23 protein-coding genes are annotated in these 23,840 nt (G+C 64.8%); 14 read left to right on the top strand and 9 right to left on the bottom strand.

Annotated elements, in window-relative coordinates; all coding sequences use genetic code 11:
• Positions 1-124 precede the first annotated feature (124 nt).
• Positions 125-568, bottom strand: coding sequence for a lytic transglycosylase domain-containing protein (locus IAG25_RS30215; RefSeq protein WP_035499410.1), 444 nt, complete (start codon positions 566-568; stop codon positions 125-127).
• A 603-nt stretch (positions 569-1,171) separates the two neighbouring features.
• On the opposite strand from IAG25_RS30215, the gene gspD reads away from it, so the two are divergent.
• From gspD to IAG25_RS30275, 12 genes are all read left to right on the top strand, one after another.
• Entirely contained in the window at positions 1,172-3,574 is a 2,403-nt protein-coding gene (gspD, locus tag IAG25_RS30220; protein WP_187608112.1) for a type II secretion system secretin GspD, read from the top strand.
• Entirely contained in the window at positions 3,571-5,058 is a 1,488-nt protein-coding gene (gene gspE / locus IAG25_RS30225) for a type II secretion system ATPase GspE (protein WP_035499413.1), read from the top strand. Before gspD ends, gspE begins: the two co-directional genes overlap by 4 nt.
• A gap of 4 nt (positions 5,059-5,062) precedes the next feature.
• Positions 5,063-6,280: a type II secretion system inner membrane protein GspF gene (gene gspF / locus IAG25_RS30230; protein ID WP_035499414.1), complete on the top strand. Its 1,218-nt coding sequence runs from the start codon at positions 5,063-5,065 to the stop codon at positions 6,278-6,280.
• Complete coding sequence (locus tag IAG25_RS30235; RefSeq protein ID WP_187608113.1) at positions 6,280-6,693, top strand: general secretion pathway protein GspC; 414 nt, start codon at positions 6,280-6,282, stop codon at positions 6,691-6,693. Before gspF ends, IAG25_RS30235 begins: the two co-directional genes overlap by 1 nt.
• Before the next feature lie 157 nt (positions 6,694-6,850).
• Complete coding sequence (gspG, locus tag IAG25_RS30240; RefSeq protein ID WP_035499417.1) at positions 6,851-7,321, top strand: type II secretion system major pseudopilin GspG; 471 nt, start codon at positions 6,851-6,853, stop codon at positions 7,319-7,321.
• Between the two features lie 29 nt (positions 7,322-7,350).
• Complete coding sequence (locus tag IAG25_RS30245; protein ID WP_035499420.1) at positions 7,351-7,824, top strand: GspH/FimT family pseudopilin; 474 nt, start codon at positions 7,351-7,353, stop codon at positions 7,822-7,824.
• The gene (gene gspI / locus IAG25_RS30250; protein WP_187608115.1) at positions 7,824-8,210 is read left to right on the top strand and encodes a type II secretion system minor pseudopilin GspI; all 387 of its coding nucleotides are present in this window, start codon (positions 7,824-7,826) and stop codon (positions 8,208-8,210) included. Before IAG25_RS30245 ends, gspI begins: the two co-directional genes overlap by 1 nt.
• Positions 8,188-8,862, top strand: coding sequence for a PulJ/GspJ family protein (locus IAG25_RS30255; protein ID WP_187608116.1), 675 nt, complete (start codon positions 8,188-8,190; stop codon positions 8,860-8,862). The genes gspI and IAG25_RS30255 overlap by 23 nt, the downstream gene beginning before the upstream one ends.
• Positions 8,859-9,977, top strand: a complete 1,119-nt coding sequence (gene gspK, locus IAG25_RS30260; RefSeq protein WP_187608117.1) for a type II secretion system minor pseudopilin GspK — start codon at positions 8,859-8,861, stop codon at positions 9,975-9,977. The genes IAG25_RS30255 and gspK overlap by 4 nt, the downstream gene beginning before the upstream one ends.
• A 36-nt stretch (positions 9,978-10,013) precedes the next feature.
• A complete protein-coding gene (gspL, locus tag IAG25_RS30265) occupies positions 10,014-11,360 on the top strand; it encodes a type II secretion system protein GspL (RefSeq protein WP_187608118.1) in 1,347 nt (448 codons plus the stop codon).
• A complete protein-coding gene (gene gspM / locus IAG25_RS30270) occupies positions 11,357-11,860 on the top strand; it encodes a type II secretion system protein GspM (protein WP_187608119.1) in 504 nt (167 codons plus the stop codon). Before gspL ends, gspM begins: the two co-directional genes overlap by 4 nt.
• Positions 11,857-12,636, top strand: coding sequence for a type II secretion system protein N (locus IAG25_RS30275; RefSeq protein WP_187608120.1), 780 nt, complete (start codon positions 11,857-11,859; stop codon positions 12,634-12,636). The genes gspM and IAG25_RS30275 overlap by 4 nt, the downstream gene beginning before the upstream one ends.
• 3 nt (positions 12,637-12,639) lie before the next feature.
• Here IAG25_RS30275 and IAG25_RS30280 read toward each other — a convergent pair whose 3' ends face one another.
• Positions 12,640-14,184 (bottom strand): efflux transporter outer membrane subunit, encoded by a 1,545-nt coding sequence (locus IAG25_RS30280; protein WP_187608121.1) that lies wholly within the window; start codon positions 14,182-14,184, stop codon positions 12,640-12,642.
• A 185-nt stretch (positions 14,185-14,369) separates the two neighbouring features.
• Positions 14,370-14,651, bottom strand: a complete 282-nt coding sequence (locus IAG25_RS30285; protein ID WP_187608122.1) for a hypothetical protein — start codon at positions 14,649-14,651, stop codon at positions 14,370-14,372.
• Positions 14,652-14,857: 206 nt separating this feature from the next.
• Between IAG25_RS30285 and IAG25_RS30290 the strand changes: the two genes are divergently transcribed.
• Both IAG25_RS30290 and IAG25_RS30295 read left to right on the top strand, forming a co-directional pair.
• Complete coding sequence (locus tag IAG25_RS30290; RefSeq protein WP_187608123.1) at positions 14,858-15,352, top strand: MarR family winged helix-turn-helix transcriptional regulator; 495 nt, start codon at positions 14,858-14,860, stop codon at positions 15,350-15,352.
• Positions 15,353-15,475: 123 nt separating this feature from the next.
• Positions 15,476-17,038 (top strand): DHA2 family efflux MFS transporter permease subunit, encoded by a 1,563-nt coding sequence (locus tag IAG25_RS30295; protein ID WP_187608124.1) that lies wholly within the window; start codon positions 15,476-15,478, stop codon positions 17,036-17,038.
• Between the two features lie 9 nt (positions 17,039-17,047).
• On the opposite strand, the gene IAG25_RS30300 is transcribed toward IAG25_RS30295, so the two are convergent.
• The 6 genes from IAG25_RS30300 to dksA all read right to left on the bottom strand — a co-directional run bounded on the left by IAG25_RS30300 (position 17,048) and on the right by dksA (position 23,655).
• A complete protein-coding gene (locus IAG25_RS30300) occupies positions 17,048-17,569 on the bottom strand; it encodes a hypothetical protein (protein ID WP_187608125.1) in 522 nt (173 codons plus the stop codon).
• 152 nt (positions 17,570-17,721) lie between these two features.
• Positions 17,722-19,341 (bottom strand): glutamate--cysteine ligase, encoded by a 1,620-nt coding sequence (gshA, locus tag IAG25_RS30305; protein WP_187608126.1) that lies wholly within the window; start codon positions 19,339-19,341, stop codon positions 17,722-17,724.
• 216 nt (positions 19,342-19,557) lie between these two features.
• Entirely contained in the window at positions 19,558-20,640 is a 1,083-nt protein-coding gene (gene ada / locus IAG25_RS30310) for a bifunctional DNA-binding transcriptional regulator/O6-methylguanine-DNA methyltransferase Ada (protein WP_187608127.1), read from the bottom strand.
• A 334-nt stretch (positions 20,641-20,974) separates the two neighbouring features.
• Positions 20,975-22,315, bottom strand: coding sequence for an ATP-dependent protease ATPase subunit HslU (gene hslU / locus IAG25_RS30315; RefSeq protein WP_187608128.1), 1,341 nt, complete (start codon positions 22,313-22,315; stop codon positions 20,975-20,977).
• 12 nt (positions 22,316-22,327) lie between these two features.
• On the bottom strand, positions 22,328-22,864 hold the full coding sequence (gene hslV / locus IAG25_RS30320; RefSeq protein WP_187608129.1) for an ATP-dependent protease subunit HslV: 537 nt from the start codon (positions 22,862-22,864) through the stop codon (positions 22,328-22,330).
• Positions 22,865-23,238: 374 nt separating this feature from the next.
• Positions 23,239-23,655 carry an RNA polymerase-binding protein DksA gene (gene dksA, locus IAG25_RS30325; protein ID WP_035499449.1) on the bottom strand — a complete coding sequence of 139 codons (417 nt, stop codon included), beginning with the start codon at positions 23,653-23,655 and terminating at the stop codon, positions 23,239-23,241.
• Positions 23,656-23,840 lie beyond the last annotated feature (185 nt).

Consider the following 23,840-nt stretch of genomic DNA (forward strand, 5'->3'; position numbering starts at 1 on the left):
GACGGGGAATGGAGCGCGCGAGCGCGAGCCCACGCAGCCGTTAGAACGGCGCGGGCGATCGAATAGGGGATTTTGCATCAAATGCGCGCGGGACGCGGCGCGCATGCGACGAGTGCGCCTAAGGTCAGCGCGTGGCCTGGAGCAGTTTCCAGCGGCGCAGGATCTCGATGATCTGTGCCGAGTACTTGTCGCGCAGCGCAGGTGTTTCGGAATGGTAAGCGCCGACTGCCTGCCACGAATTGCCGTACTTGTTCATTTTCTGGCGCAGATGCCAGGCCGCGACGTACACGCTCTTGCACGGCTCCATGAGCGTGCCGCTCGAAATGCCGTACTGCGCCAGCGTATTGAGATGGATCGAGTTGATCTGCATCAGCCCGTAATCGGTCGAGCCATTGGCGTTCTTGTTGATGGCGTCGGGCTTGTTGTGCGATTCCTGCCATGCGATCGCGCGCAGGATGAGCGGATTGACCTTCTGGTACTTCGCTGCTTCGTCGAAGCAGTCTGCGTGCGCGGAGGCGGCCGCTGTGAGCGGCACGCATATCGCAAGTAATCGCAGTGTTCTCTTCATCTTCCTTCTACTCCATCCGCCCATGCGGAACGTCATGCCGCCGTTGCGGCGCCTTGGCGCCAACGCCAACAAATCAACGCCCGCGGCCGGACTGCATGGGGAAAACCCGCCCATTTTGCAACCGCCCGGAATGCGGAACCGACCGTATCATACCGGCTGACGAATCAGACCATAAGTTGGCTATCAGACATACGCCTCGCTGACCGACGGAAGTCCTCATACACAAGAACCCACCCGACCTGTCAATCGGACGTGTTCTAAATGTATGAATAATAAGACTTCTGGACGGGGTACAATTCGACTCCCGCGTGCATCGGCCGACCTTTGGAACCGCCCCAAGTACGGTCTATCGGCAAGTTATTCGAAAGCTTGAGAGCGCTGGATTGGTATCGAACGAAACAGCAAGGGCGACCTGATGTGGAACGAATTGGCACAATTTCGTTACATTATGCTGTTATCGTCATATTTTTTAAAATGATCGCGAGGGGGCGGAACTGTTCGTCCCACGCCGCGATAAGCAGCGCTCTCGGCTGAGGAGCGGTGCTGCCTTAGCCGGCTCCCCAGAGACCCGGCTCTGACATCACATTCATGAGAAGACAACCTATGGCACTGCGTCGTATCGCGACGGCACTGCTGGCGGCGGGACTTATCGTCGCGCAAGCCGCGCACGCGCAAGTGACGTTGAATTTCGTCAATGCGGACATCGACCAGGTCGCGAAAGCGATCGGCGCCGCTACCGGCAAAACGATCATCGTCGATCCCCGCGTGAAGGGGCAACTCAACCTGGTCTCGGAGAATTCGGTTCCCGAGGATCAGGCGCTGAAGACGCTCCAGTCGTCGCTGCGCATGCAGGGCTTCGCGCTCGTGCAGGATCACGGCGTCCTGAAAGTCGTGCCCGAGGCCGACGCCAAGCTGCAGGGCGTGCCCACGTATGTCGGCAATGCGCCGGCCGCGCGCGGCGATCAGGTGATCACGCAGGTCTTTCAGTTGCGCAACGAATCGGCGAACAATCTCTTGCCGGTGCTGCGTCCGCTGATCTCGCCGAACAACACTATCGCGGCCTATCCGGCGAACAACACGCTCGTCGTCACCGATTACGCCGACAACGTGCGCCGCATCGCGGGCATCATCGCGGGTGTCGATACGGCGGCGGGCCGCTCCGTCGATGTCGTGACGCTGAAGAACGCGAACGCCATCGACGTCGCCGAGCAGATGAACAAGCTGCTCGATCCTGGCGCGGTCGGCAGCACGGACGCCACGCTCAAAGTCACCGTCACGCCGGACGCGCGCACCAACTCGCTGATGTTCCGCGCGTCCAGCGCCTCGCGCCTCGCCGCGGCGAAGCAACTCGCGCAGAAGCTCGATTCGCCCACCTCGCAGCCGGGCAACATGCACGTCGTCGCGCTGCGCAATGCCGACGCCACGCGCCTCGCCAAGACGCTGCGCGGGATGATGGGCAAGGGCAACAACAATTCGGACAATACATCGGGTTCCGGCTCGAACTCGAATTCGTTCGGCCAGAGCGGCAGCGGACTCGGTAGTTCGTCGATGTCCACCGGCACGTCCGGCACGCCGCCTCTGCCGGGCGGTCTCGGCGGCAGCACGGGCAGCAGCAACAATCCGATGTCGGGCGGCACCGGCAACCGCGACTCGAGCTTCTCGTCGAACAAGGACAACGAGTCCGGCAACGACCAGGGCGGCGGCATGATCCAGGCCGATGCCGCGACGAACTCGCTGATCATCACCGCGGCCGACCCGGTTTACCGGAATCTGCGCGCCGTGATCGACCAGCTCGACGCACGCCGCGCGCAGGTCTATATCGAGGCGCTGATCGTCGAATTGTCCGCGACCTCGGGCGCGAACCTCGGCATTCAGTGGCAGGGCGCGCTGCTTTCCAACAGCGGCAACAACGCGCTTTACGGCAGCACGAGCTTCGGCCAGGGCAACACGAATATCGTCGATCTGACCTTGCAGGGCAACGCGATCGCGCAGAATCCGTCCGCGCTCACTTCGGCGACGGGCCTGCTCGCGCAGGGTGTGAACATCGGGCTGCTGCACCGTTTCGGCAACCTGTTCGGTCTGGGCGGACTGTTGCAGGCGCTGTCGACGTCGGCGGATGCGAACATCCTCTCGACGCCTAACCTGATCACGCTCGACAACGAGGAAGCGAAGATCGTCGTCGGCCAGAACGTGCCGGTCGTGACGGGCTCCTACGCCACGCCGACCGCGAACGCCGCGACCTCGGTCACCGCGTTCAACACGTTCGACCGGCGCGATGTCGGCGTGACGCTGCACGTGAAGCCGCAGATCACCGACGGCGGCGTGCTCAAGATGCAGATCTATCAGGAAGATTCGAGCGTCGATACCACGACGAAGAACGATCCGGGCGGCGTGACCATCAATACGCGCTCGGTGCAGTCGACCATCCTCGCGGATGACGGCGAGATCGTCGTGCTCGGCGGCCTGATGCAGGATCAGTACAACAACAACAACAGCAAGATTCCGCTGCTCGGCGACATTCCGTTCATCGGCAGCCTGTTCAGAAGCGAAAGCAAGACGCGCACGAAGACCAACCTGATGGTGTTTCTGCGCCCGGTGATCGTGCGCGATCAGGCGACCTCCACGCAGATCGCCAACACGCGCTATGACTATCTGCGTCAGCAGCAGTACGGCTCGACGACGGACAACCGTCTCATCAAGGATCAGAATGTGCCGGTGATGCCGCCGAAGCCGCTCGGTCCGAGCGAGGGCGGCGGCGCGCCGGCCCAGAATCTGCTGGACTGGAGCAACACGACGCGCGGCCCCGGACCGAGCACGACGCTGCCGCAGAATCCGGACGCAGGTCCGGCGCCGCAGCCGATGCAGTCCGCGCCGCAATCGACGATGCCGCCGCAGAGCTATCCGCTTCCCGCGAACGGCGCGACCAACGCGATGCCGGGCAACGCGGCGACCAACACCCTGCCGGGTAACGCCGCGACGAACGGCCAACAGGGAGTCCGGCCGTGAGCACGGTCAACGGTGCAGTCGAGAGCGCGAGCAGCGCGGCGTCGCCGCTGGCGGCCCGGCTCGTGCCCTACGGCTTCGCGCGCAGCGGGCAGATTCTGCTCGCGCACCAGCACGCGGACAGCATCGAGGTATGGATCAGCGAGCGCACGACCGACGCGGCGCTCGCCGAAGTCGCGCGGAATTTCGGCGCGTTGTCGATCGTGCGCAAGCCCGCCGCCGAACTCGCCGCGGCGATCAATTCGGCCTACGCGCGCAACGACGGCAGCGCGGCGCAAGTGGTCGGCGAAGTGGAAGGCGAAGTCGATCTGTCGCGCCTGATGCAGGACATTCCCGAAGTCGAGGATCTGCTCGAATCGGAAGACGACGCGCCGATCATCCGCATGATCAACGCGCTGCTCACGCAGGCGGCGCGCGAGCAGGCATCGGATATTCATATCGAGCCGTTCGAGAACGCGTCTGTCGTGCGCTTTCGCGTCGATGGCACGTTGCGCGATGTCGTGCGCCCGAAGAAAGCGCTGCACGGCGCGCTGATCTCGCGTATCAAGATCATGGCGCAGCTCGATATCGCCGAAAAACGCCTGCCGCAGGACGGCCGTATCACATTGCGTGTGGGCGGACGTCCGGTCGATGTGCGGGTTTCGACACTGCCGACCGGCCACGGCGAGCGCGCGGTGCTGCGTCTCCTGGAAAAGGACGCGCAGCGCCTGAATCTCGAAACGCTCGGCATGGCGCGCGACACGCTCGTCCACTTCGACAAGCTGATCGGCCGCCCGCACGGCATCGTGCTCGTGACCGGTCCGACCGGCTCCGGCAAGACGACCACGCTCTATGCGTCGATGTCGCGTCTGGAAACCACGACCACCAACATCATGACGGTGGAAGATCCGATCGAATACGACTTGTCGGGCATCGGGCAGACGCAGGTGAACGAGCGCATCGGCATGACGTTCGCGCGCGCATTGCGCTCGATTCTTCGTCAGGATCCGGACATCATCATGATCGGTGAAATCCGCGATCTCGAAACCGCGCAGATCGCGGTGCAGGCATCGCTCACCGGTCACCTGGTGCTCGCGACGCTGCACACGAACGATGCCGCATCCGCCGTCACGCGTCTCACCGACATGGGCGTGGAGCCGTATCTGCTGGCGTCGTCCCTGCTCGGCGTGCTCGCGCAGCGTCTCCTGCGCCAGCTCTGCCCGGTATGCAAGGAAGAGCGCGTCGAGGAAGACGGCACGAAGCGTTACCATCCGGTCGGCTGCGAACGGTGCGGCCAGTCGGGTTATGTCGGCCGTCGCGGTGTCTATGAACTGCTTCTGATCGACGACGCGATCCGCCCGCTCATCCATCGAAACGCGGCGGATGCCGAGATTCTCGAAGCGGGCCGCAAGCAGGGCATGCGCACGCTGCGCGAGGACGGCGAGCGCTGGCTCGCGGCGGGCGTGACGTCGCTGGAAGAGGTGCTGCGCGTGACGGGCGGAGAGTAAAGGTATGCCGGCTTTTCGTTTCGAAGCGATCGACCACGCGGGCAAGACGCAGAAAGGCGTGCTCGATGCCGACAGCGCCCGCGCCGCGCGCAGCCAGTTGCGCACGCAGGGGCTGACGCCGCTCGTCGTCGAGGCGGCGGGCACGCGCACGCGCGGCGAGCGTCAGCAGCGGCTGTCGCTCGGGCGGCGTCTGTCGCAGCGCGAGCAGGCGATTCTCACGCGCCAGCTCGCGAGTCTCTTGATCGCGGGTCTGCCGCTCGGCGAAACGCTCGCGGTGCTGACGGAGCAGTCCGAACGCGATTACATCCGCGAACTGATGGCCGCGATCCGCGCCGAAGTGCTCGGCGGCCATTCCTTCGCCAACGCGCTCGCGCAGCATCCGAAGGACTTTCCGGAGATCTATCGCGCGCTCGTTGCGGCGGGCGAGCATACCGGCAAGCTCGGCCTCGTGCTGTCGCGTCTCGCCGACTACATCGAACAACGCAACGCGCTGAAGCAGAAGATTATTCTGGCGTTCACGTATCCGGGCATCGTGACGCTCATCGCGTTCGGCATCGTCACGTTCCTGCTGAGCTATGTCGTGCCGCAGGTCGTGAACGTGTTCGCGAGCACGAAGCAGGCGCTGCCTTTCCTGACCGTCATGATGATGGCGCTCTCGTCCTTCGTCCGGAGTTACTGGTGGGCGATGCTGATCGGCGTCGTGATTTTCGCGTGGCTCGTGAAGACCATCCTCGCGCGGCCCGGGCCGCGCATGTCGTTCGACCGGTGGCTGCTCGGCGCGCCGCTCATCGGCAAGCTGGTGCGCGGCTACAACACGGTGCGCTTTGCCAGCACGCTCGCGATCCTGACCGCCGCCGGCGTGCCGATCCTGCGCGCGCTGCAGGCTGCCGGCGAAACGCTCAGCAACACGGCGATGCGCGAGAACGTCGACGATGCGATCGTGCGCGTGCGCGAAGGCTCGTCGCTGTCGCGTGCGCTCGGCAACACGAAGACGTTTCCGCCTGTGCTGGTTCACCTGATCCGCTCGGGCGAAGCCACCGGCGACGTCACCACGATGCTCGACCGCGCCTCCGAAGGCGAAGCGCGCGAGCTCGAACGGCGCACGATGTTCCTCACGAGCCTGCTCGAGCCGCTGCTGATCCTCGCGATGGGCGGCGTGGTGCTGGTGATCGTGCTCGCGGTGATGTTGCCGATCATCGAACTGAATAATCTGGTGCAGTGATGAACGCCCTTCAAACTCGCTTACTGACGCTCGCCGCGCTCGCGCTCTTTTGCGTGACGGTGACGTACTGGGTCGTCACGCTGACCGCGCGGCAGACCGCGCCGCTGCCCGCCGCGGCCGCGACGCGCACGCCGTCGGTGGAACAGGCCGCGACCATTTTCGGCGGACGGCTTGAGCGTCAGGCCAATTCGGACGTGCATCTGTTCGGCATTCTCGCGTTGCAGGGCGGCGCGGCGGCCATCGTGAGCTACGGCGGCGAAGCGGCGAAGGCCGTGTCGCTGGGCGGGCCGCTCACGCAGGGCGTGAAGCTCTCGGAAGTGCGCGCGCGTTCGATCATCATCGAGCGCAACGGCGTGAAATCGGAGATCTTCCTGCCGCAGAATCCGCCCGGACCGACGATCTGGGTGCGCTGAACGTGACGCGATGCCTCGCACGGGCATGAAGCACGCGACGAAAGCGGATCGATAGAATGACCGGCGGCTTCCGAAAGACAGGAAGCCGCGCGATTTTTCCAATCATCACCGGGCATGAAGTCCGGAAACGATATTTTCAATTCAAGAGGTAGCAGTCATGCAATTGTGGACACAACGCCGCATGCGAATTCAACAGGCTCAGGCGCAGGGACGCCGTCAGCGCGGTTTCACGCTGATCGAAATCATGGTCGTGATCGCGATTCTCGGCATTCTCGCCGCGCTGATCGTGCCGAAGATCATGAGCCGCCCGGACGAGGCGCGCCGCGTCGCCGCGAAGCAGGACATCGGCACCATCATGCAGGCGATGAAGCTGTATCGCCTCGATAACGGCCGCTATCCGACGCAGGAGCAGGGTCTGCGCGCGCTGGTCGAAAAGCCGACGACCGAGCCGGTGCCGAACAACTGGAAGGACGGCGGCTATCTCGAACGCCTGCCGGCAGATCCGTGGGGCGCGCAGTATCAATATCTGAATCCGGGCGTGCACGGCGAAGTCGACGTGTTCAGCTACGGCGCCGACAACAAGGCGGGCGGCGAAGGCAACGATGCCGATGTCGGCTCGTGGCAATGACCATCGCACGGTAGACGAAGGACAGCGGCGTGAACAGGCACCGACATACGCGACGCAACGCGGGCTTCACGCTGCTCGAAATGCTCGTCGTGCTGGTGATCGCGGGCTTGCTGGTGTCGCTCGCGTCGCTGCAACTGACGCGCAACCCGCGCACCGATCTTAACGAGGAAGCGCAACGTCTCGCGCTGCTGTTCGAATCGGCGGGCGACGAGGCGCAGGTGCGCGCGCGGCCGATCGCGTGGCAGCCGCTCGACGGCGGCTTTCGCTTCGACATCCGCACGGAAGACGGCTGGCGGCCGCTGCGCGACGACCTCCTGCGCCAGCGACGCTGGGAAGGCGGTGTGACCGGCGTGTCGATCCAGTTCCTCGACTCGGACAAGACGGTGAGCCGGCTCGTGTTCGGCACCGAAGCCATCGACGCGCCGATGGAAATCACGCTGTTTTCGGCCGTGGGCCGCGTGACCATCGTCGGGAGCGGCAACGGCCGCTATCAGGTGCGGTGATGCGTGAACGTCGACATCAGCGCGGCTTCACGATGATCGAAGTGCTCGTCGCACTGGCGATCATCGCGGTGGCGCTCGCCGCATCGGTGCGCGCGGTCGGCTCGCTCGCGACGGGCGAAGCCGACCTGCATCGGCGGCTGCTCGCGGGCTGGAGCGCGGACAACGAACTCGCGCAACTGCGGCTCTCACGGCAGTTTCCGCCGATCGGCTCGCGCACCTTCGACTGCTCGCAGGGCAATCTGAAGCTCGTCTGCACGCAGCGCGTGAGCCAGACGCCGAACCCGATTTTCCGGCGCGTCGAGATGTTCGTCTCGACGCCGGGCCGCTCCGGCAATCTGGCGCAAATGGTCACGGTGGTGGCGAATGAAACGAACCGCTCGCTCTGACCGCCGCGCCACGCAGCGCGGCTTCACGCTGCTGGAGATGCTGATCGCCATCGCGATTCTCGCGGTGCTCGCGGTGTTGTCGTGGCGCGGGCTCGACTCGGTGATCCGCGGCCGCGCGACGATCGAAAACGCGATGGAAGACGAGCGCGTCGTCGCGCAGTTGTTCGACCAGATGCGCATCGACGCGCGCCAGGCCGCCACCGACGACGAAGCCGGCCAGCCCGCCGTGCAGGTCGGCAACGGCTCGCTGCAGATCGTGCGCGGCGTGTTCGCGCCGGGCACGCCGCCGCGGCTTCAGGTGGTGCGCTACCGGCTGTCGAACGGGCGCATCGTGCGCTTTGCGTCGCCGCCGCTTTCGAATGTCGGCGAAGTGCGGCGCGCGTTGTCGTCGGGCGATACCGGCGACGGCTGGAGCTCGATTCCGCTGATGGGCGGCGTGGCCTCGCTCGCGACGCGCGTCTATATTCCGGAAAAAGGCTGGTCGACGCGCATGAGCGACGTGCTCGCGCAGATCAACCAGAACGACAACAACCTGAAGGTGCCGCAACTCGGCAACGCGCCGCTCGCGCGCGCGGTGTCGGGCATTCAGATCGCGGTCGGCGCGCGCACGCTCGCGACGCCGCTCACGCGCGTGTTTCTGGTCGGAGAATGAGCATGCGCGCCCAGAACCCGAAAAGGCAACGCGGCGTCGCGATCATCAGCGCGCTTCTGGTCGTATCGCTCGCAGCGATTCTCGTGTCGGGCATGCTGTGGCGTCAGCAGGTGCAGATTCGGCGCATCGAGAATCAGCGGCTGCTTGCGCAGGCGCAGTGGATTTCGCGCAGTGCGCTCGACTGGACGCGCCTCATCCTGCGCTCGGAAGCCGATACCTCGCCGACGGTCACGTACCTCGGCGGCGTGTGGGGCGTGCCGATCGCGAAGACGAAGTTGTCGGATTTCCTCGGGCAGATCGGCGAAGTGCGCGCGCAGCAGGGCGCATCGACATATCTGTCCGGCTCGATCGAGGACGCGCAGGCGAAGTTCAACCTGCGCAATCTGGTCTCGACGCCGACGCCCGGCGTGCTGACCATCAACGTCGCGCAGATTCAGGCGTTCCAGCGGCTGCTCACGATGCTCGGCATCAACGGCTCGCTCGCGAAGACCGTCGCACTGCAGATGCGCGCGGGCCTCGCGCGCTCCGCGACGCGCTTTCAGACGCAGACGGGCGCGAGCGCGACCATGGCGACCGGCGCGAACAACGAAGCGACGACGCTCGCGGCGATCGCGCAGGGCGGCGGCACGGGCGGCGGCAATTTCACCGACGATCCCGGCCTGAAGGACGCGGACAGCAACGCGCCCGTCGCGCCTTTGCAGATGATCACGGTCGATTCGCTGCTCGATGTGCCGGGTTTTTCGCCGGAAGCGGTCGCGAAGCTGCGCCCGTTCGTCACCGTGCTGCCGACGACGACCGCCGTGAACATGAACACCGCGCCCGCCGAAGTGATCGCGGCCGTGGTGCCGGGGATGAATCTGTCGCAGGCGCAGGCGTTCGTCGCGCGCCGGGAGACGGTGTTCTTCCACGATGTCGGCAACGTGCAGCTCGCGCTGACGGGCGCGGGCGTCAAGACGGTGACGATCGATCCGAACGAGATGGACGTCACCACGAAGTATTTCGTGATCCGCGGAAGCGTCGAACATGAGCGCGCGCAACTGGAGCGCACGACGCTCGTGTATCGCGATCCGACGACGCATACGACGCGCATCGTCTACACGCGCGACGCGCTGTAAAGACGTGCCGCAGTCATTGATGAGAGGAAGTGGCCATTGAGCACACTGATCGTTTTATTACCGCCGCGTGATCCCGCGGTGCGCTCGGAAGAGTGGCATCTGCCGGATATGCCGTTTCTGCTGCTCGACAAGCGCGGCGAGCCGCAACGCATCGGCCGCTCGGCGCTCGGGCTTCTGCCGCGTGCGAGCGCGACGGTGCTGATCGTCGCCGCGCGCGACACGCTCCTGCTCGCCGCTTCCTTGCCGCCGCTCAAGGGCCCGCGCTTGCGGCAGGCGCTGCCGAACGTCGTCGAGGATCAGCTGATTCAGGATCCGCAGACGTGCCATATCGCGGTCGATCCGGTCGCGCTCGCCGATGGCAAGCGCGTGGTCGCCGTGATCGATCGCGGCTGGTTTCGCTTCGTGCTGGGCGCGTTTTCGGGCGCGGGGCATCGCAATGTGAAGGCCGTGCCCGCGATGCGTTGCCTGCCGGCTCCGGCCGCGGCGCCCGTCGAAGAAGGCCAGGAAGCCGAGGAAACGGAAGCGCCGCCGACGCCGTTCATCGCGGGTCTGCTCGGTCAGGTCGTGTCGACCGCGCCCGCGCTGATCGGCGAGCTGGCCGCGCCGTCGCCCGCCACGTTCGGCGCGCCGCGCATCGAAATCGCGATCGCGCGCGGCGAGCGCGCGGCGCTTGGCGAAGGCCTCGCGCTGCCCGCCGATTCGATTTCCGCGACGCTCGCGGCGCTCGCGGGCGATCATCCCGCGACGCTCTATTCGCTCTCCGATCTTCCCGGCGACGAGCCGCGCCTGTCGGGTTCGCGCAATGCCGCGGCAGCGGTCGCCGGCGCGTTGCCGCTCACGTTCGAGGCGCTCGCGCGCAACGCCGTCGCGAGCCGTTTCGACCTGTGCCAGTTTGAATTCGCCGCGCAGCCGTGGCGCCTCGACCGCGCGACGATGCGTCGTCTGCGCGTGCCGACCGCGCTCGTGGCGGCGTCGATCGTCGTGTCGATCATCGGCGTCAACGTGCAGTGGCTGCAACTCTCGCGTCAGCGCGACGCGATCAGCGCGCAGGAAACCGAACTGCTGCTCAACGCGTTTCCCAAGACGACCGTCGTGCTCGATGCGCCCGATCAGATGTCGCGCAATCTCGACCGGCTGCGGGTGGCGTCGGGCGAACTGTCGCCGTCGGACTTTCTGTCGCTCGCGGACGGGCTCGCGCGCTCGCTCGGTCCCGTCCCGGTGAACGGCGTCGCGGGGCTCGACTATCGCGACCGTCGTCTGGAAGTGACCTTCAAGCCGGAAACGAAGGTCGATCCCGACCTGACGAAGCGCCTCGCCGCGAACGGCCTGAACGGTTCGATCGATAGTAACACCGGCAAATGGACGATCAGGAGCGGCCAATGAAAGCGGAAATCGCACGTTCACTGTCGGAATTCTGGGAAGTGCGCACACCGCGCGAGAAGACGCTGCTGATGTGGGGCGGCCTCGCGCTCGGGCTCGTGCTCGTGTATCTCGTGCTGTGGGCGCCTGCCTACGAAGGCCGCGCGCGCTTGCGCGAAAGCCTGCCCGCGATGCAGCGCCAGCTCGCGACGATGACCGCGCAGGCCAACGACGCGCGCTCGCTCGCGCCTGCCGCCGAAGGCGTGATGCCGACGGGCGGCGCGTTGCGCGACGCGCTCGCGAAGTCGCTCGCCGACAACGGCATGCAGCCGACGCAAGTCCAGGTGATCGGCGCGGCGGTTCAGATCCAGTTGAAGAACGCGTCGTTCCCGAACTGGACGATGTGGCTCGACGACGCGCGCAAGCAGTTCAAGGTGCAGGTGTCGGAGGCGCACGTCACGGCGCTGAAGCCGGATGGCCAAGTGGATCTGACCGCGTCGCTGCAACCGGCCGGCGCGAAATGAGTTACTGGACGCGACGTTTCCGGCTCGCATTGCCGGCGCTTTTCGTGATCGTGATATCGGTCGCCGGCACGCTGCTCACGATGATGCCCGCTGCGTGGATCGTGCCGCAGTTCTCGAAAGCGACAGGCGGCCACGTGAATCTGGTCGATCCGGCGGGATCGCTGTGGAGCGGCTCGGCCACGCTGATGCTCGCCGCGGGCACCGACGGCGCGGGCGCGACGCTGCTGCCGGGGCGCATCGAATGGACGACGGCCTTCCTTCCGCTCTTCACCGGCCGCGTGCACATGACGATGCGCCAGACCGACGCGATGCCCGATGCCGTTACCGTCGATGCCACCACGCGCGGCGCGACAGTCACGGCAGGCCAGATCGCCGTGCCCGCGACGCTGCTCGCGGGGCTGGGCGCGCCGTTCAACACGCTGGACTTCGATGGCAGTGTGCGGCTTTCGTGGACGGAGTTTCGCCTGCTGAATCGCAACACTTACGGACAAGTGGTCGTCACGCTCGACGACATGGCTTCGCGCGTCTCGCGTGTGAAGCCGCTCGGGTCGTATCGCGTCGCGCTGCAGGCGCAGGGCGCGTCCGCGACGATCGATCTTTCGACGAGCAAAGGGCCGCTCATGCTGACCGGCAACGGCGCGATCTCGCAGGAATCGACGTCGTTTCAAGGCACCGCGACGGCCGCGCCGGATCAGCGCGAAAACCTCGCCGGTTTGTTGAACCTGCTCGGCCGCCATACCGATCCGGATACGGTCGCGCTGACCTTCATGCGCTAAGAATCAGCGATTGGCGGTTTGCGTCGCGCTCGCGGCGGACGCAGCCGCGGCGGGCGCTTCCACACCGCCCGTCTCGCGATCCATCTGCGCGACATCCCAGCCGCCGCCGAGCGCCTTCACCAGTCCCACCGATGACACCATCCGCTGCCCCGCGATATTCGCGAGCTTCTGCTGGGCGGTGAACGCGGTGGTTTGCGCGGTCAGCACGCTGATGAATGCGACCGTTCCCGCCTTGTACTGATTGTTGATGATCGCGAGCGCCTGCTGCGCCGATTCGACGGCCTGCTGCTGCACGACGATTTCCTTTTCCAGAATGCGCAGCGACGCGAGATTGTCCTCGACGTCCTGAAACGCGGTCAGTACCGTCTGCCGATACGTCGCGACGTTCTGATCGTAGGCGGCGCGCGCGGCTTCGGTGCGCGCGGAACGCAGGCCGCCGTCGAAAATGGTCGCGGCGATGTCCGGCCCGAGCGTCCAGAAACGCGACGGCGCGCGCAGCAATTGCGACAGCACCGAGCTTTCAAAGCCGCCTTGCGCGGAGAGCGTGACCGTCGGGAAATAGGCGGCCATCTCGATGCCGATCTGCTCGTTCGCCGCGGCCGCCTTGCGCTCCGCCGACGCGATATCCGGCCGCCGTTCGAGAATCGCGGACGGCATCTGCACGGGCACCGTGGGCGGCGTTGCGTCGAGCGGAATCGGCGGAACGGAGAAGGTCGACGCCGGCTCACCGACGAGCACCGCGATCGCATGCTCGAACTGTGCGCGCGCGACGCCGTTATCGATGGCGGATGCCTGCGCGGATTGCAATTGCGTCTGCGCCTGAATCACATCGGAGCGCGCGACGATGCCCTGCGCGTACTGATTCTGCGTGAGCTTGAGCGATTGCTCGTACGCAGCGACGGTTTCGTCGAGCAGCTTCTGTTGCGCGTCGAGCGAGCGCAACTGGAAATAGCTCTGTGCGAGCGTGGCCTGCGCGGACAGCCGCGCGTTGGCGAGATCGGCGGCGGCGCCCTGTTGACCCGCTTTCTGCGCGGTGACGGTGCGTGACACGCTGCCCCACAGGTCCGGTTCCCAGGACGCGTCGAGCGAAAGGCTGAACTGGTTGTTCACCGAGCCTTGCTGGCCGAAGCTGGAACTGTTGGTCGACCGGTTGCCCGCGCCGGTTCCGGAGCGCGCAGCCGATGCCGCCGCGCCGATCGTCGGGAAATACGCCGCGCGTGCTTCGCTGACGAGCGCACGCGCTTGCCGGTACGCGGCCGCGAACTGCGCGATGCTCTGATTCGATTGATTCAGGCGCGTTTCGAGCTCGTTGAGGCGCTCGTCGTTGTAGACGGTCCACCAGGTGCCGCGATCGGTCTGGTCGGCGGGCTGCGCGACTTTCCAGCCTTCGGGCGCTTCCTTGTAGCTGGCCGGGACCGTTGTCGTGGGGCGCTGATAATCAGGGCCGACCGCGCAACCGGCGATGAACATCGCAAGCGCGGCGGCGAGCGCCGTGGCGGTCAGTGGGCGCGTGACGGTGAGAGCGGGAAAGGCGGGGCGATGCGGCATCTGCTTGTCGGGATTCCTGTCGGCGCCGCGCAGTCCGAAGCGACGGACGCGGCAAGCCGAAATGGTAACGGAACGCGACGGGCGCTTGTTTCGCGCGCTCGTCAGGCAGACGTTAGCGTAACGGGTTCGCCGTAAGGCGGGTGTTACGCCGCAGCAGGAATCGGTTACGACGCGTTACGGGGGCGTCACGCGCCGCTGGCGCCACCGCCGCCGTGGCAGGGCGCGGCGAGCAGGGGCCGGGAGGGCGGCTTCTTCGGTGCGGAAGCTGCCGTCTTGCGCCGGTTCCGATTCTCGAACCATCCCATGCCCAGCACCACGAACGAACCGCCCGGCAGCAGGAACACGATCAGATACAACGCAAGTTTCCACGAACTCAGCTTCGGCGGGACGAAGTGACGGGAAGCGTTGGCGATCAGGCTGCTGATGGGGCCGAAGCGTCGGCGAGCGGTGCGAACAAAGCGGGTCATTGGAAGGTCCTTCGGGCGTCGCGAACGACGGCAGGCGGTCAGAACATGGTCTCGGGCGGCGCATCTCGCGCGTAACTCGTTGCATAGAATAATATTGACTGTGCAACTAGTTTTCAAGATACTGCTGATTGCTTTTTCGGTATTGTTGCCTTATCGAGACGCGACGTGGTGTCGCACTTCCGCATCAGCCGTTTGACCGATGTCGCATGAACAGCGAACCGCTTTACGATCCAGCAACGATTCAACTCGAAACGAGCCTCGGCTATTACCTCGCCAAGGCGCGCAACGTGCTCGTCATGCGCACCGATCAGGCGCTGAAGCCGCTCGACCTCACATCGCCGCAAATCGGCGTGATGCTGCTGCTGGCGTCCGGGCGGGCGCGCACGCCGCTCGAACTGTCGCGGGAAATGTCTTACGACAGCGGCTCGATGACGCGTATGCTCGACAGGCTCGAAAAGAAGGGCTTCGTGAGCCGTGCGCGCAGCGAGGCGGACCGAAGGATCGTCGAGCTCAGTCTGACGGAGCGCGGGCGCGACGCGGCGGGGCGTTTGCCTGTCATCGGCGCGGCGGTGCTCAACGAGCAGTTGCGCGGTTTCAGCCGCGCGGAGCTGGATCTTTTGATCGCGATGCTCGTGCGCATCATCGGCAATACGCCGGCGGGAGATTGCGCGCCATGCTCGTTCGATGAAGCATTACCCTGATTAATCCGACGAAAACGGCATTTTCTTGCGCAGATTTCACTGTCTGGGCAGAGAATGCCGCGACAAGAAAAGTTTGCATGCGATGCGCGCTTTGAACGCCGTCCACGCGCCGGAGAACCAACGATGTCCACATCCGCGACCAGCACGCCCGCCGCGCCGCCCGCGCCCATGCCGCTCAAAGGCGGCATCCTCGCCCTGTTGACGATGGGCCTCGCGCTCGGCACCTTCATGGAGGTGCTCGACACGTCGATCGCGAACGTCGCGGTGCCGACCATCTCCGGGAACCTCGGCGTGGCGACGAGCGAAGGCACGTGGGTGATCTCGTCGTACTCCGTCGCGTCCGCGATCGCGGTGCCACTGACCGGCTGGCTCGCGCGGCGCGTCGGCGAAGTGAAGCTGTTCACCATTTCCGTGCTGCTGTTTTCGATCGCGTCCGCGCTGTGCGGCCTCGCGCACAACTTCGAATCGCTGATCGCGTTCCGGCTGCTGCAAGGCCTCGTCTCCGGTCCGATGGTCCCGCTGTCGCAAACCATCCTCATGCGCAGCTATCCGCCGGAAAAGCGCGGCCTCGCGCTCGGTCTCTGGGCGATGACCGTGATTGTCGCGCCGATCTTCGGCCCGGTGATGGGCGGTTACATCACCGATAACTACACCTGGCCGTGGATTTTCTATATCAACGTGCCGATCGGCGTGTTTTCGGCGGCGATCGCGTACTTCCTGCTGCGCGGCCACGAGACGAAGACGACGAAGCAGCGCATCGACGGCGTCGGGCTCGCGCTGCTCGTGATCGGCGTCGCGAGTCTTCAGATGATGCTCGACCTCGGCAAGGACCGCGACTGGTTCAGTTCCAGCTTCATCGTGACGCTGGCGATCGTGTCGGCGGTGTCGCTCGCATTCATGTTCGCGTGGGAGCTGACCGAGAAGGAGCCGGTCATCGACCTTTCGCTGTTCCGCGACCGCAATTTCGCGATGGGCGTGCTCATCACGTCGCTCGGCTTTCTTGCGTTCTTCGGCTCGGTCGTGGTGTTGCCGCTGTGGCTGCAGACGGTGCTCGGCTACACGCCGTGGCTCGCGGGCCTCGCCACCGCGCCGGTCGGCATTCTCGCGCTGGTGCTGTCGCCGATGATCGGGCAGAACATGCATCGAATGAATCTGCGCGTGGTCGCGAGTTTTGCGTTTCTCACGTTCGCGTTCGTGTCGCACTGGAACTCGACCTTCACACTCGACACGCCGTTCCATCAGATCATCTATCCGCGCCTGATTCAGGGCATCGGCGTCGCGTGCTTTTTCGTGCCGATGACGACGATCACGCTGTCCAGCGTCTCCGACGAGCGGCTAGCGGGAGCGGCGGGTTTGTCGAACTTTCTGCGGACCTTGTCGGGCGCGATCGGCACGGCGGTCAGCACGACCTTCTGGGAAAACGACATGATCCGCCATCACGCGCGGCTCACCGAGTCGGTCACGCCGTATTCGGCGGGCACGACGGCATACTCGGATCTGCTTTCGGGACTCGGTTTGTCGGGACAGGCGCTGGCGGCGCAACTGGATCGCGTGGTGTCGGCGCAGGCGTACATGATGTCGACCAACGACTTTTTCCGCATTTCGTTCTATGCGTTTCTGGTGCTGGCCGCGATGGTCTGGCTGACGCGGCCGAAGAAGGGCGCGTCAGCCTCGATGGGACACTAGATTACTCAGTTACTGAGGCGTGAGCGGCGTCGCCGACTGGCCCGGCTCGTCCAGCGGGATGACCTGTACTCCGCCGGGCGCGGCGGGCGGCATTGCGCCTGCCTGCGGCGTCGCCGATTTCCGCAGCCCCGGACCGTTTCGGATGAACTGCTTGAAGTCGGCGCCCGCTTCCCACGGATTCGGCTGGCAACCGAGCGGATTGTCGCAATGCGCGGCGAAACCGATGGTCGCGGTGCCTTCGTTGGTCGGCGTCTTGGTGATCTGATACGCGAGCGCACGTTTGCCGCTCGACGGTCCGGCGGTCTGAATGATCGAATCCGTCACGGTCTGCAGCTTGTACTCCGAATGATTCGTGACCCAGACTTGCGCGCGCGCCCACCACGCGTCGCATTCGGCCTTGCTCATGCAAGTGAGCGGTTGGGTAGCCTGTTCCATGACGGTGCTGCTGACCTGATCCTGCACCGCGCAGCCGCCCAGGAGCGCGAGCGACGTCGCCCCCAGCGCGAGCGCGCCGAAGAACTTCTTTTTCATTGCTCCCTCGATCGTCGAAAAGTCGGCCATATTTTGCCCCGCCAAACCGGATGACGTTGTGACGCGTTTCCCTCTGTTGCATAAGCCGGTAAGCATTGCCGGCGGGCAAAGGCGGCGGCCCGGAAAAACCTGCTGGGTTCAGCAAAGAGCGATCACGCGCTCGCGGGATTCAGCGTGTAGACCTGATATGCCGCGATGAATGCATCGAAAGATTCGATGTCGCTGCTTTCCACCACCGTCTGTTCTACCAGCGATTTCGCCGCCAATTCTTCCATCGCTCGTTCTTCATCGACGGAAAGCGGGCGCGCGCGAAAACCTTCCGCGTGACGCGCGCTGAGTTCGAGCGCGAACTCGTCGAAGGTCTGCTGCTTGTCGCGCATCGTCTGCAGCACGCGGGCGGACGGCGTGAGCGATGCATCGGCGATGCGCGGCCGCAGTGCAACGAGCGCGCGCGTGTGCTCGTCATTGCCGTTGAGCGCGTCGAGTGTCTTCGCGACGGGTTCGATCGCGTCGAACAGCTCTTCGGCCCATAGCTGCATCGGCACGTTCGCGCCGTCGCGTTGCAGCGTGAGGCCGGGCTTGCGTCCTTCCTTCGCCACCGTGCTGAAATTGCCGTTCGCCTCGATGTTCGCGTCGAACGGCAGCAACGGGCTGTCCTCCAGCGCGCAGTAGAGGAGATAGGCGTCGAGAAAGCGGGCGGTTTCGAGCGAGATGCCGGTCGGCACGAATGGATCGATGTCGAGGCAACGCACTTCGATGTATTGCACGCCGCGCTCCGCCAACGCGTGCAGCGGACGTTCGCCCGAATGCGCGACGCGCTTCGGGCGGATCGTCGAGTAGAACTCGTTTTCGATCTGCAGGACGTTCGCGTTGATCTGCACCCATTCGCCGTCGCGCCGCGTGCCGATGGCTTCGTACGGCGCATACGGCTGACTCACGGCTTTGGCGAGCACGTCGAGATAGGCGTCGAGGTTGTCGTAGCTCGGCAGCAGATCCGCCTGCGCGGGATTGTTCGCATAGCCGAGATCGCTCATGCGCAGGCTGGTCGCGTGCGGCAGATGGAATGTGTCGGCATCGAATTGTTCGAGATGATGGGTCTTGCCTTCGACGAAGCGCTTGTTCAGCGCCGGCGACGCGCCGAACAGATACATCAACAGCCAGTTCGTGCGGCGGAAATTGCGGATCAGCGCGAAATACCGTTCGGACTGGAAATCTTTCGCGGACAGCGTGCTCGACTTGTCGAGCGCCTGCCACGCGCGCCACACATTTTCGTTGAGCGAATAGTTGTAGTGAATGCCCGCGATGCATTGCATCGTGCGGCCATAGCGCAGCGCGAGCCCGCGCCGGTAGACGGTCTTTAGCCTGCCGATATTCGACGTGCCGTAATAGCCGAACGGAATCTCGTCCTCGGGCGGCAGCGAGTTGGGCATCGAGTCGTTCCACAGCAGCTCGTCGCCCATGTGCGCGTAGGCGAAGCGATGCAGCGCGTCGAGGCGATCGAGCGTGATCGAGATATCGGATTCGGCAGGCGTGATGAGCTCGACCAGCGCTTCGGAGTAATCGGTCGTGATGAGCGGATGCGTCAGCGCCGAGCCGAACGCACGCGGATGCGGCGTCATCGCGAGCTTGCCTTGCGGCGTCACGCGCAGGCTTTCCTTCTCGATGCCGCGCAAGCCTTGGCGCAACGCATCGGCATGCGGGCCGGACGCGAGCGCGGCAAGCCTGCGCTCATAAGCACCGGCCTTGGAGTGAGCGGAATTCTTGTTTGTCATTGAAGCAATCTGCGAGGAGCGCGAGCGCGAGCGGCATTCGCCCGGTCGTATTTTTAGGGTAGCGGGCACTTTAACATCTCGGTGTCAGGCGTGCTTGAACCCAGACCAGGCAAGGGATTGCGGGGTTTTCGGGCGTTTCGCGGAGTGCGTTCCGGAGCCGGTTCGCGAGAGAAATCGAAGCGCTCGCGCGTCATGCCGACGGCGAGCGCCCGTGCTTCATGCGACCTTGTTGGTTTCGTTGCGAGTGCGCTCGGTTTCGAGCAACGCTTCCTTGCGCGGCTTGCCCCAGCGATAGCCCGAGATCGCGCCGTCCTTGCCGATCACGCGATGGCACGGAATCGCGAGCGCCACCGGATTCGACCCGCACGCATTCGCCACCGCCCGCACCGCGCGCGGCGAACCGAGCGATTCGGCGATATCGCTGTAGCTGCGCGTCTGCCCGTACGGGATGGAGCGCAGCGCGTCCCACACGCGCCGCTGAAACGCGGTCGCGCCGATGTCGAGCGGCAAGTCGAAACGCTCGCGCGTGCCTTGCAGATAAGCGCGAATCTGCGCGATGAACGGCTCCATCTTCGCGGCATCCTCGACGCGCTCGGCCTGCGCAAAGTCGGCGGCGAGCTGTTCGGCGAGCGTGTTCGCATCGTCGCCGAATGCGATCTTGCAGACGCCCTTGTCGGTGGCGGCGACGAGCACCGTGCCGAGCGGCGTCGTGGCGGTCGCGTAGCGCACGGTCAGTCCCGCGCCCTTGCGCTTGTACGCCGACGGCGTCATCCCCAGTTCGGTCGGCACGGCTTCATACATGCGCGATGGCGAACCGAAGCCGGCGTCGTGCGTCGCGCGCGTGACGTCGCGGCCGCGCTGCAACGCGTCGCGCAGCACGCCCGCGCGTTGCGCCGCCTGATACTGCCGCGGCGAAATGCCGACGATCCGCGAAAACAGGCGCTGGAGATGGAACGGGCTCACGTGCACGGCGTCGCTCAGTTGCGCGAGTGTCACGCGCTGTTGCGGATCGGCGTCGAGCACCTTGCACGCGCGCTCGACGATCGCCAGTTCGCGCGGCAGGCTGGTCGGCTGGCAGCGCTTGCACGCGCGGTATCCGGCTGCTTCGGCTGCGTCGGTAGTCGGGAAGAACTCGACATTCTCGCGACGCGGCGCCCGCGACGCGCACGACGGCCGGCAAAACACGCCGGTCGTGCGCACGGCGAAGAAGAAGGCGCCGTCGGCGCGCTCGTCCCGCTCGACGACCGCCTGCCAGCGGCATTCGTCGGACGAAAAAAAAGAATCTGATACGGTTTTCATGACGACCTCGTGGCTCTTGGGTACGGGACCACTGTAGAGCCGTGCAGATGAGGTTACGCGCCGTTTCTTGCTCTGTCATCGGCGGGCGGAATCCGGAAAATGACGCGCAGATACCACAAATGGAAGCTATAGGGGTTTTTACCGAAATTTCTATTGCGTCGCATCAAGTGCCTGTGTATTATTGGAACTGTCTCCTCCATGTCTCCTCCATGTCTCCTCCTGATATGGATTCAGCCCGCCAACTAGGCGGGCTTTTTTTCGTCCGTTGCATTTGCATCAGACGAAAAAAACCGGGCGCTTCAGCCCGGCTCTTTCCTGGACAACGCCGCCGCCGTTACAGCACGTAGCGGGACAAGTCCTCGTCCTGCGCCACATCGCCGAGCGCGCGGTCCACGTAAGCCGCGTCGATCCGCACCGGCTGGCCTGCATGATTGCCCGCCGCGAACGAAACTTCCTCCAGCAGCTTTTCGATGACGGTATAAAGCCGCCGCGCGCCGATGTTCTCGGTCTTTTCGTTCACCGAGTACGCAATCTCCGCGAGACGCCGGATGCCTTCGTCGGTGAAATCGAGTTCGACGTCTTCGGTCGCGAGCAGCGCCTTGTACTGCTTGACGAGGCTCGCGTCGGTCGAATTCAGAATCGACTCGAAGTCCCCGACGGAGAGCGAATCCAGTTCGACGCGAATCGGGAAACGCCCTTGCAGCTCGGGAATCAGATCGCTCGGCTTGGCCAGATGGAACGCACCGCTCGCGATGAACAGGATGTGATCCGTCTTGATCATCCCGTACTTCGTGTTGATGGTCGTGCCTTCGACGAGCGGCAGCAGATCGCGCTGCACGCCCGCGCGCGACACCTCGGCGCCGCCCGCCTCGCTGCGCGACGCGATCTTGTCGATTTCATCGAGGAACACGATGCCGTTCTGCTCGACGTTCTGCACCGCTTTGCTCTTGACCTCTTCGTCGTTGAGCATCTTGCCGGCTTCTTCATCCGTGAGGAGCTTGAGCGCTTCCTTCACCTTCACCTTGCGCCGCGTCTTCTTGCCGCCGCCGATGTTCGCGAACATCGAGCGGATCTGCTCGGTCATGTCTTCCATGCCCGGCGGCCCCATGATGTCCATGCCGACTTGCGGCATTTCCACATCGAGCTCGATTTCCTTGTCATCGAGCGCGCCTTCGCGCAGGCGCTTGCGGAAAGTCTGACGCGTGGCGTTGTCGCCCTCGCTGCTCGACGACTCGGCCGCGCCGAAGCCGACCGGACGCGCGCTCGGCAACAGGATGTCGAGGATGCGGTCTTCGGCGCGATCTTCCGCCTTGGTGCGCACCTTCTTCATCTCGGATTCACGCGTCTGCTTGACGGAAATCTCGATCAGATCGCGCACGATGCTGTCCACATCGCGCCCGACGTAGCCCACTTCGGTGAACTTGGTCGCTTCGATCTTGATGAACGGCGCATCCGCGAGCTTGGCGAGACGGCGCGCGATCTCGGTCTTGCCGACGCCCGTCGGCCCGATCATCAGGATGTTCTTCGGCGTGATTTCCTGGCGCAGCGGCTCGGCAACCTGCTGGCGGCGCCAGCGGTTGCGCAACGCGACGGCAACCGCCTTCTTCGCGCGTCCTTGGCCGATGATGTGCTTGTCGAGTTCGGAGACGATTTCGGAGGGAGTCATGGTGGTCATCGCTTGGGTCCTTTATTCGATCGTCTCGATGACGCGGTTGTGGTTGGTGTAGATGCACATGTCGCCGGCGATGGTGAGCGCCTTTTCGACGACTTCGCGCGGCGCGAGATCCGTATTCTCGACCAGCGCCTGCGCCGCGGCTTGCGCGTACGCGCCGCCCGAGCCGATCGCGGCGATGCCGTGTTCGGGATCGAGCACGTCGCCATTGCCGGTGATGACGAGCGTCGTGTCCTTGTCGGCGGTGATCAGCATCGCTTCGAGCCGGCGCAGCATGCGGTCGGTGCGCCAGTCCTTCGCCAGTTCGACGGCGGCGCGCGTCAGATTGCCCTGATGTTTTTCGAGCTTCGCTTCGAATCGATCGAGCAGCGAGAACGCGTCGGCGGTGCCGCCGGCGAAGCCGACCAGCACCTTGCCGCCATAGATGCGGCGCACTTTCTTCGCGCCCCCTTTCATGACGATGTTGCCGAGCGTCACCTGACCATCGCCGCCCAGCGCGACCTTTCCGTCGCGGCGCACGGAGACGATGGTCGTGCCGTGAAATTGTTCCATGTGCGTTCCTTGTGAAAACCAGAAGGACGCGGGGCGGTTTCGTCGTCGAGCGACCGGCCGCCGCGCAGTCGAGAATTCGATGGAGTGCACGGCGCGGGGTTCCGTCCAGGCTCGAGGCCTCGGGCGGAAGGCGCCGCGCGCGCGCCCGTCGCGATGATGCTTTTGCGGGGCGCGTCGAAAGCATTTTAGGGCGGCGCGAGATTTATCAAGACATACGGTGCGGGCGCTCGCCGTTTTTACCTGTCGGAAAGCAAAAAAGGGCACCCGATCGATGGGTGCCCTTTTCCTGATGCGAATGCTTGTGTGCAGCTTTTTGCGGCGGCGTCTCCCCCGTGGCGGGCCGGTCCCGCGACGCTCGCCTGCCAGCGGCGATTTCAGTCGCCGAAAAGCTTCTGGCGCAGTTCGCGGCGTTCCTGAGCTTCGAGCGAGAGGGTAGCCGTCGGACGCGCGAGCAGGCGCGGAATGCCGATCGGTTCGCCGGTCTCTTCGCACCAGCCGTAATCGCCCGAATCGATGCGCGCGAGCGACTGCTGCACCTTCTTCAGAAGCTTGCGTTCGCGATCACGCGTGCGCAGTTCCAGTGCATGTTCTTCCTCGATGGTCGCGCGATCCGCCGGGTCCGGCACGATCACCGTTTCCCGCAGATTTTCGGTCGTTTGGCCGGCATTCTTCAGAATGTCCGCTTGTAACTGCTCGAGCCGGTTTTTGAAGAAGGCGAGTTGATCCTCGTTCATGTAGTCCTTCTCGCTCATCTTCAGGATTTCGGCTTCGGTCAAGAGTTTCGTTGTCATCTGCTTGCTTCTTCAATGTAAGGCGATGTCTTCGCAACGCCCGCACTTGCGTTGCCCGCATGCAGCGCATCAGTGCGCTTGGGCTGCGCGATGCGCCGATGCGGGGCCGAACTCCTCTGGAAACCGATCTTGGATGATGCTCCGGATGTCCGGGCGCATTCGCATGGCCCGGGATTTCCGGCCCC

Origin of the sequence: Caballeronia sp. EK (assembly GCF_014384845.1) — a bacterium.
Taxonomy (GTDB): Bacteria; Pseudomonadota; Gammaproteobacteria; order Burkholderiales; family Burkholderiaceae; genus Caballeronia; species Caballeronia jiangsuensis.

Bases quoted from the DNA above. Each gene is read 5' to 3' on its own strand.
- IAG25_RS30215 (WP_035499410.1), bottom strand. From the start codon at position 568: ATGAAGAGAACACTGCGATTACTTGCGATATGCGTGCCGCTCACAGCG.
- gspD (WP_187608112.1), top strand. From the start codon at position 1,172: ATGGCACTGCGTCGTATCGCGACGGCACTGCTGGCGGCGGGACTTATC.
- gspF (WP_035499414.1), top strand. From the start codon at position 5,063: ATGCCGGCTTTTCGTTTCGAAGCGATCGACCACGCGGGCAAGACGCAG.
- IAG25_RS30235 (WP_187608113.1), top strand. From the start codon at position 6,280: ATGAACGCCCTTCAAACTCGCTTACTGACGCTCGCCGCGCTCGCGCTC.
- gspG (WP_035499417.1), top strand. From the start codon at position 6,851: ATGCAATTGTGGACACAACGCCGCATGCGAATTCAACAGGCTCAGGCG.
- gspI (WP_187608115.1), top strand. From the start codon at position 7,824: ATGCGTGAACGTCGACATCAGCGCGGCTTCACGATGATCGAAGTGCTC.
- IAG25_RS30255 (WP_187608116.1), top strand. From the start codon at position 8,188: ATGAAACGAACCGCTCGCTCTGACCGCCGCGCCACGCAGCGCGGCTTC.
- gspK (WP_187608117.1), top strand. From the start codon at position 8,859: ATGAGCATGCGCGCCCAGAACCCGAAAAGGCAACGCGGCGTCGCGATC.
- gspM (WP_187608119.1), top strand. From the start codon at position 11,357: ATGAAAGCGGAAATCGCACGTTCACTGTCGGAATTCTGGGAAGTGCGC.
- IAG25_RS30275 (WP_187608120.1), top strand. From the start codon at position 11,857: ATGAGTTACTGGACGCGACGTTTCCGGCTCGCATTGCCGGCGCTTTTC.
- IAG25_RS30280 (WP_187608121.1), bottom strand. From the start codon at position 14,184: ATGCCGCATCGCCCCGCCTTTCCCGCTCTCACCGTCACGCGCCCACTG.
- IAG25_RS30285 (WP_187608122.1), bottom strand. From the start codon at position 14,651: ATGACCCGCTTTGTTCGCACCGCTCGCCGACGCTTCGGCCCCATCAGC.
- IAG25_RS30290 (WP_187608123.1), top strand. From the start codon at position 14,858: ATGAACAGCGAACCGCTTTACGATCCAGCAACGATTCAACTCGAAACG.
- IAG25_RS30295 (WP_187608124.1), top strand. From the start codon at position 15,476: ATGTCCACATCCGCGACCAGCACGCCCGCCGCGCCGCCCGCGCCCATG.
- IAG25_RS30300 (WP_187608125.1), bottom strand. From the start codon at position 17,569: ATGAAAAAGAAGTTCTTCGGCGCGCTCGCGCTGGGGGCGACGTCGCTC.
- gshA (WP_187608126.1), bottom strand. From the start codon at position 19,341: ATGACAAACAAGAATTCCGCTCACTCCAAGGCCGGTGCTTATGAGCGC.
- ada (WP_187608127.1), bottom strand. From the start codon at position 20,640: ATGAAAACCGTATCAGATTCTTTTTTTTCGTCCGACGAATGCCGCTGG.
- hslU (WP_187608128.1), bottom strand. From the start codon at position 22,315: ATGACCACCATGACTCCCTCCGAAATCGTCTCCGAACTCGACAAGCAC.
- hslV (WP_187608129.1), bottom strand. From the start codon at position 22,864: ATGGAACAATTTCACGGCACGACCATCGTCTCCGTGCGCCGCGACGGA.
- dksA (WP_035499449.1), bottom strand. From the start codon at position 23,655: ATGACAACGAAACTCTTGACCGAAGCCGAAATCCTGAAGATGAGCGAG.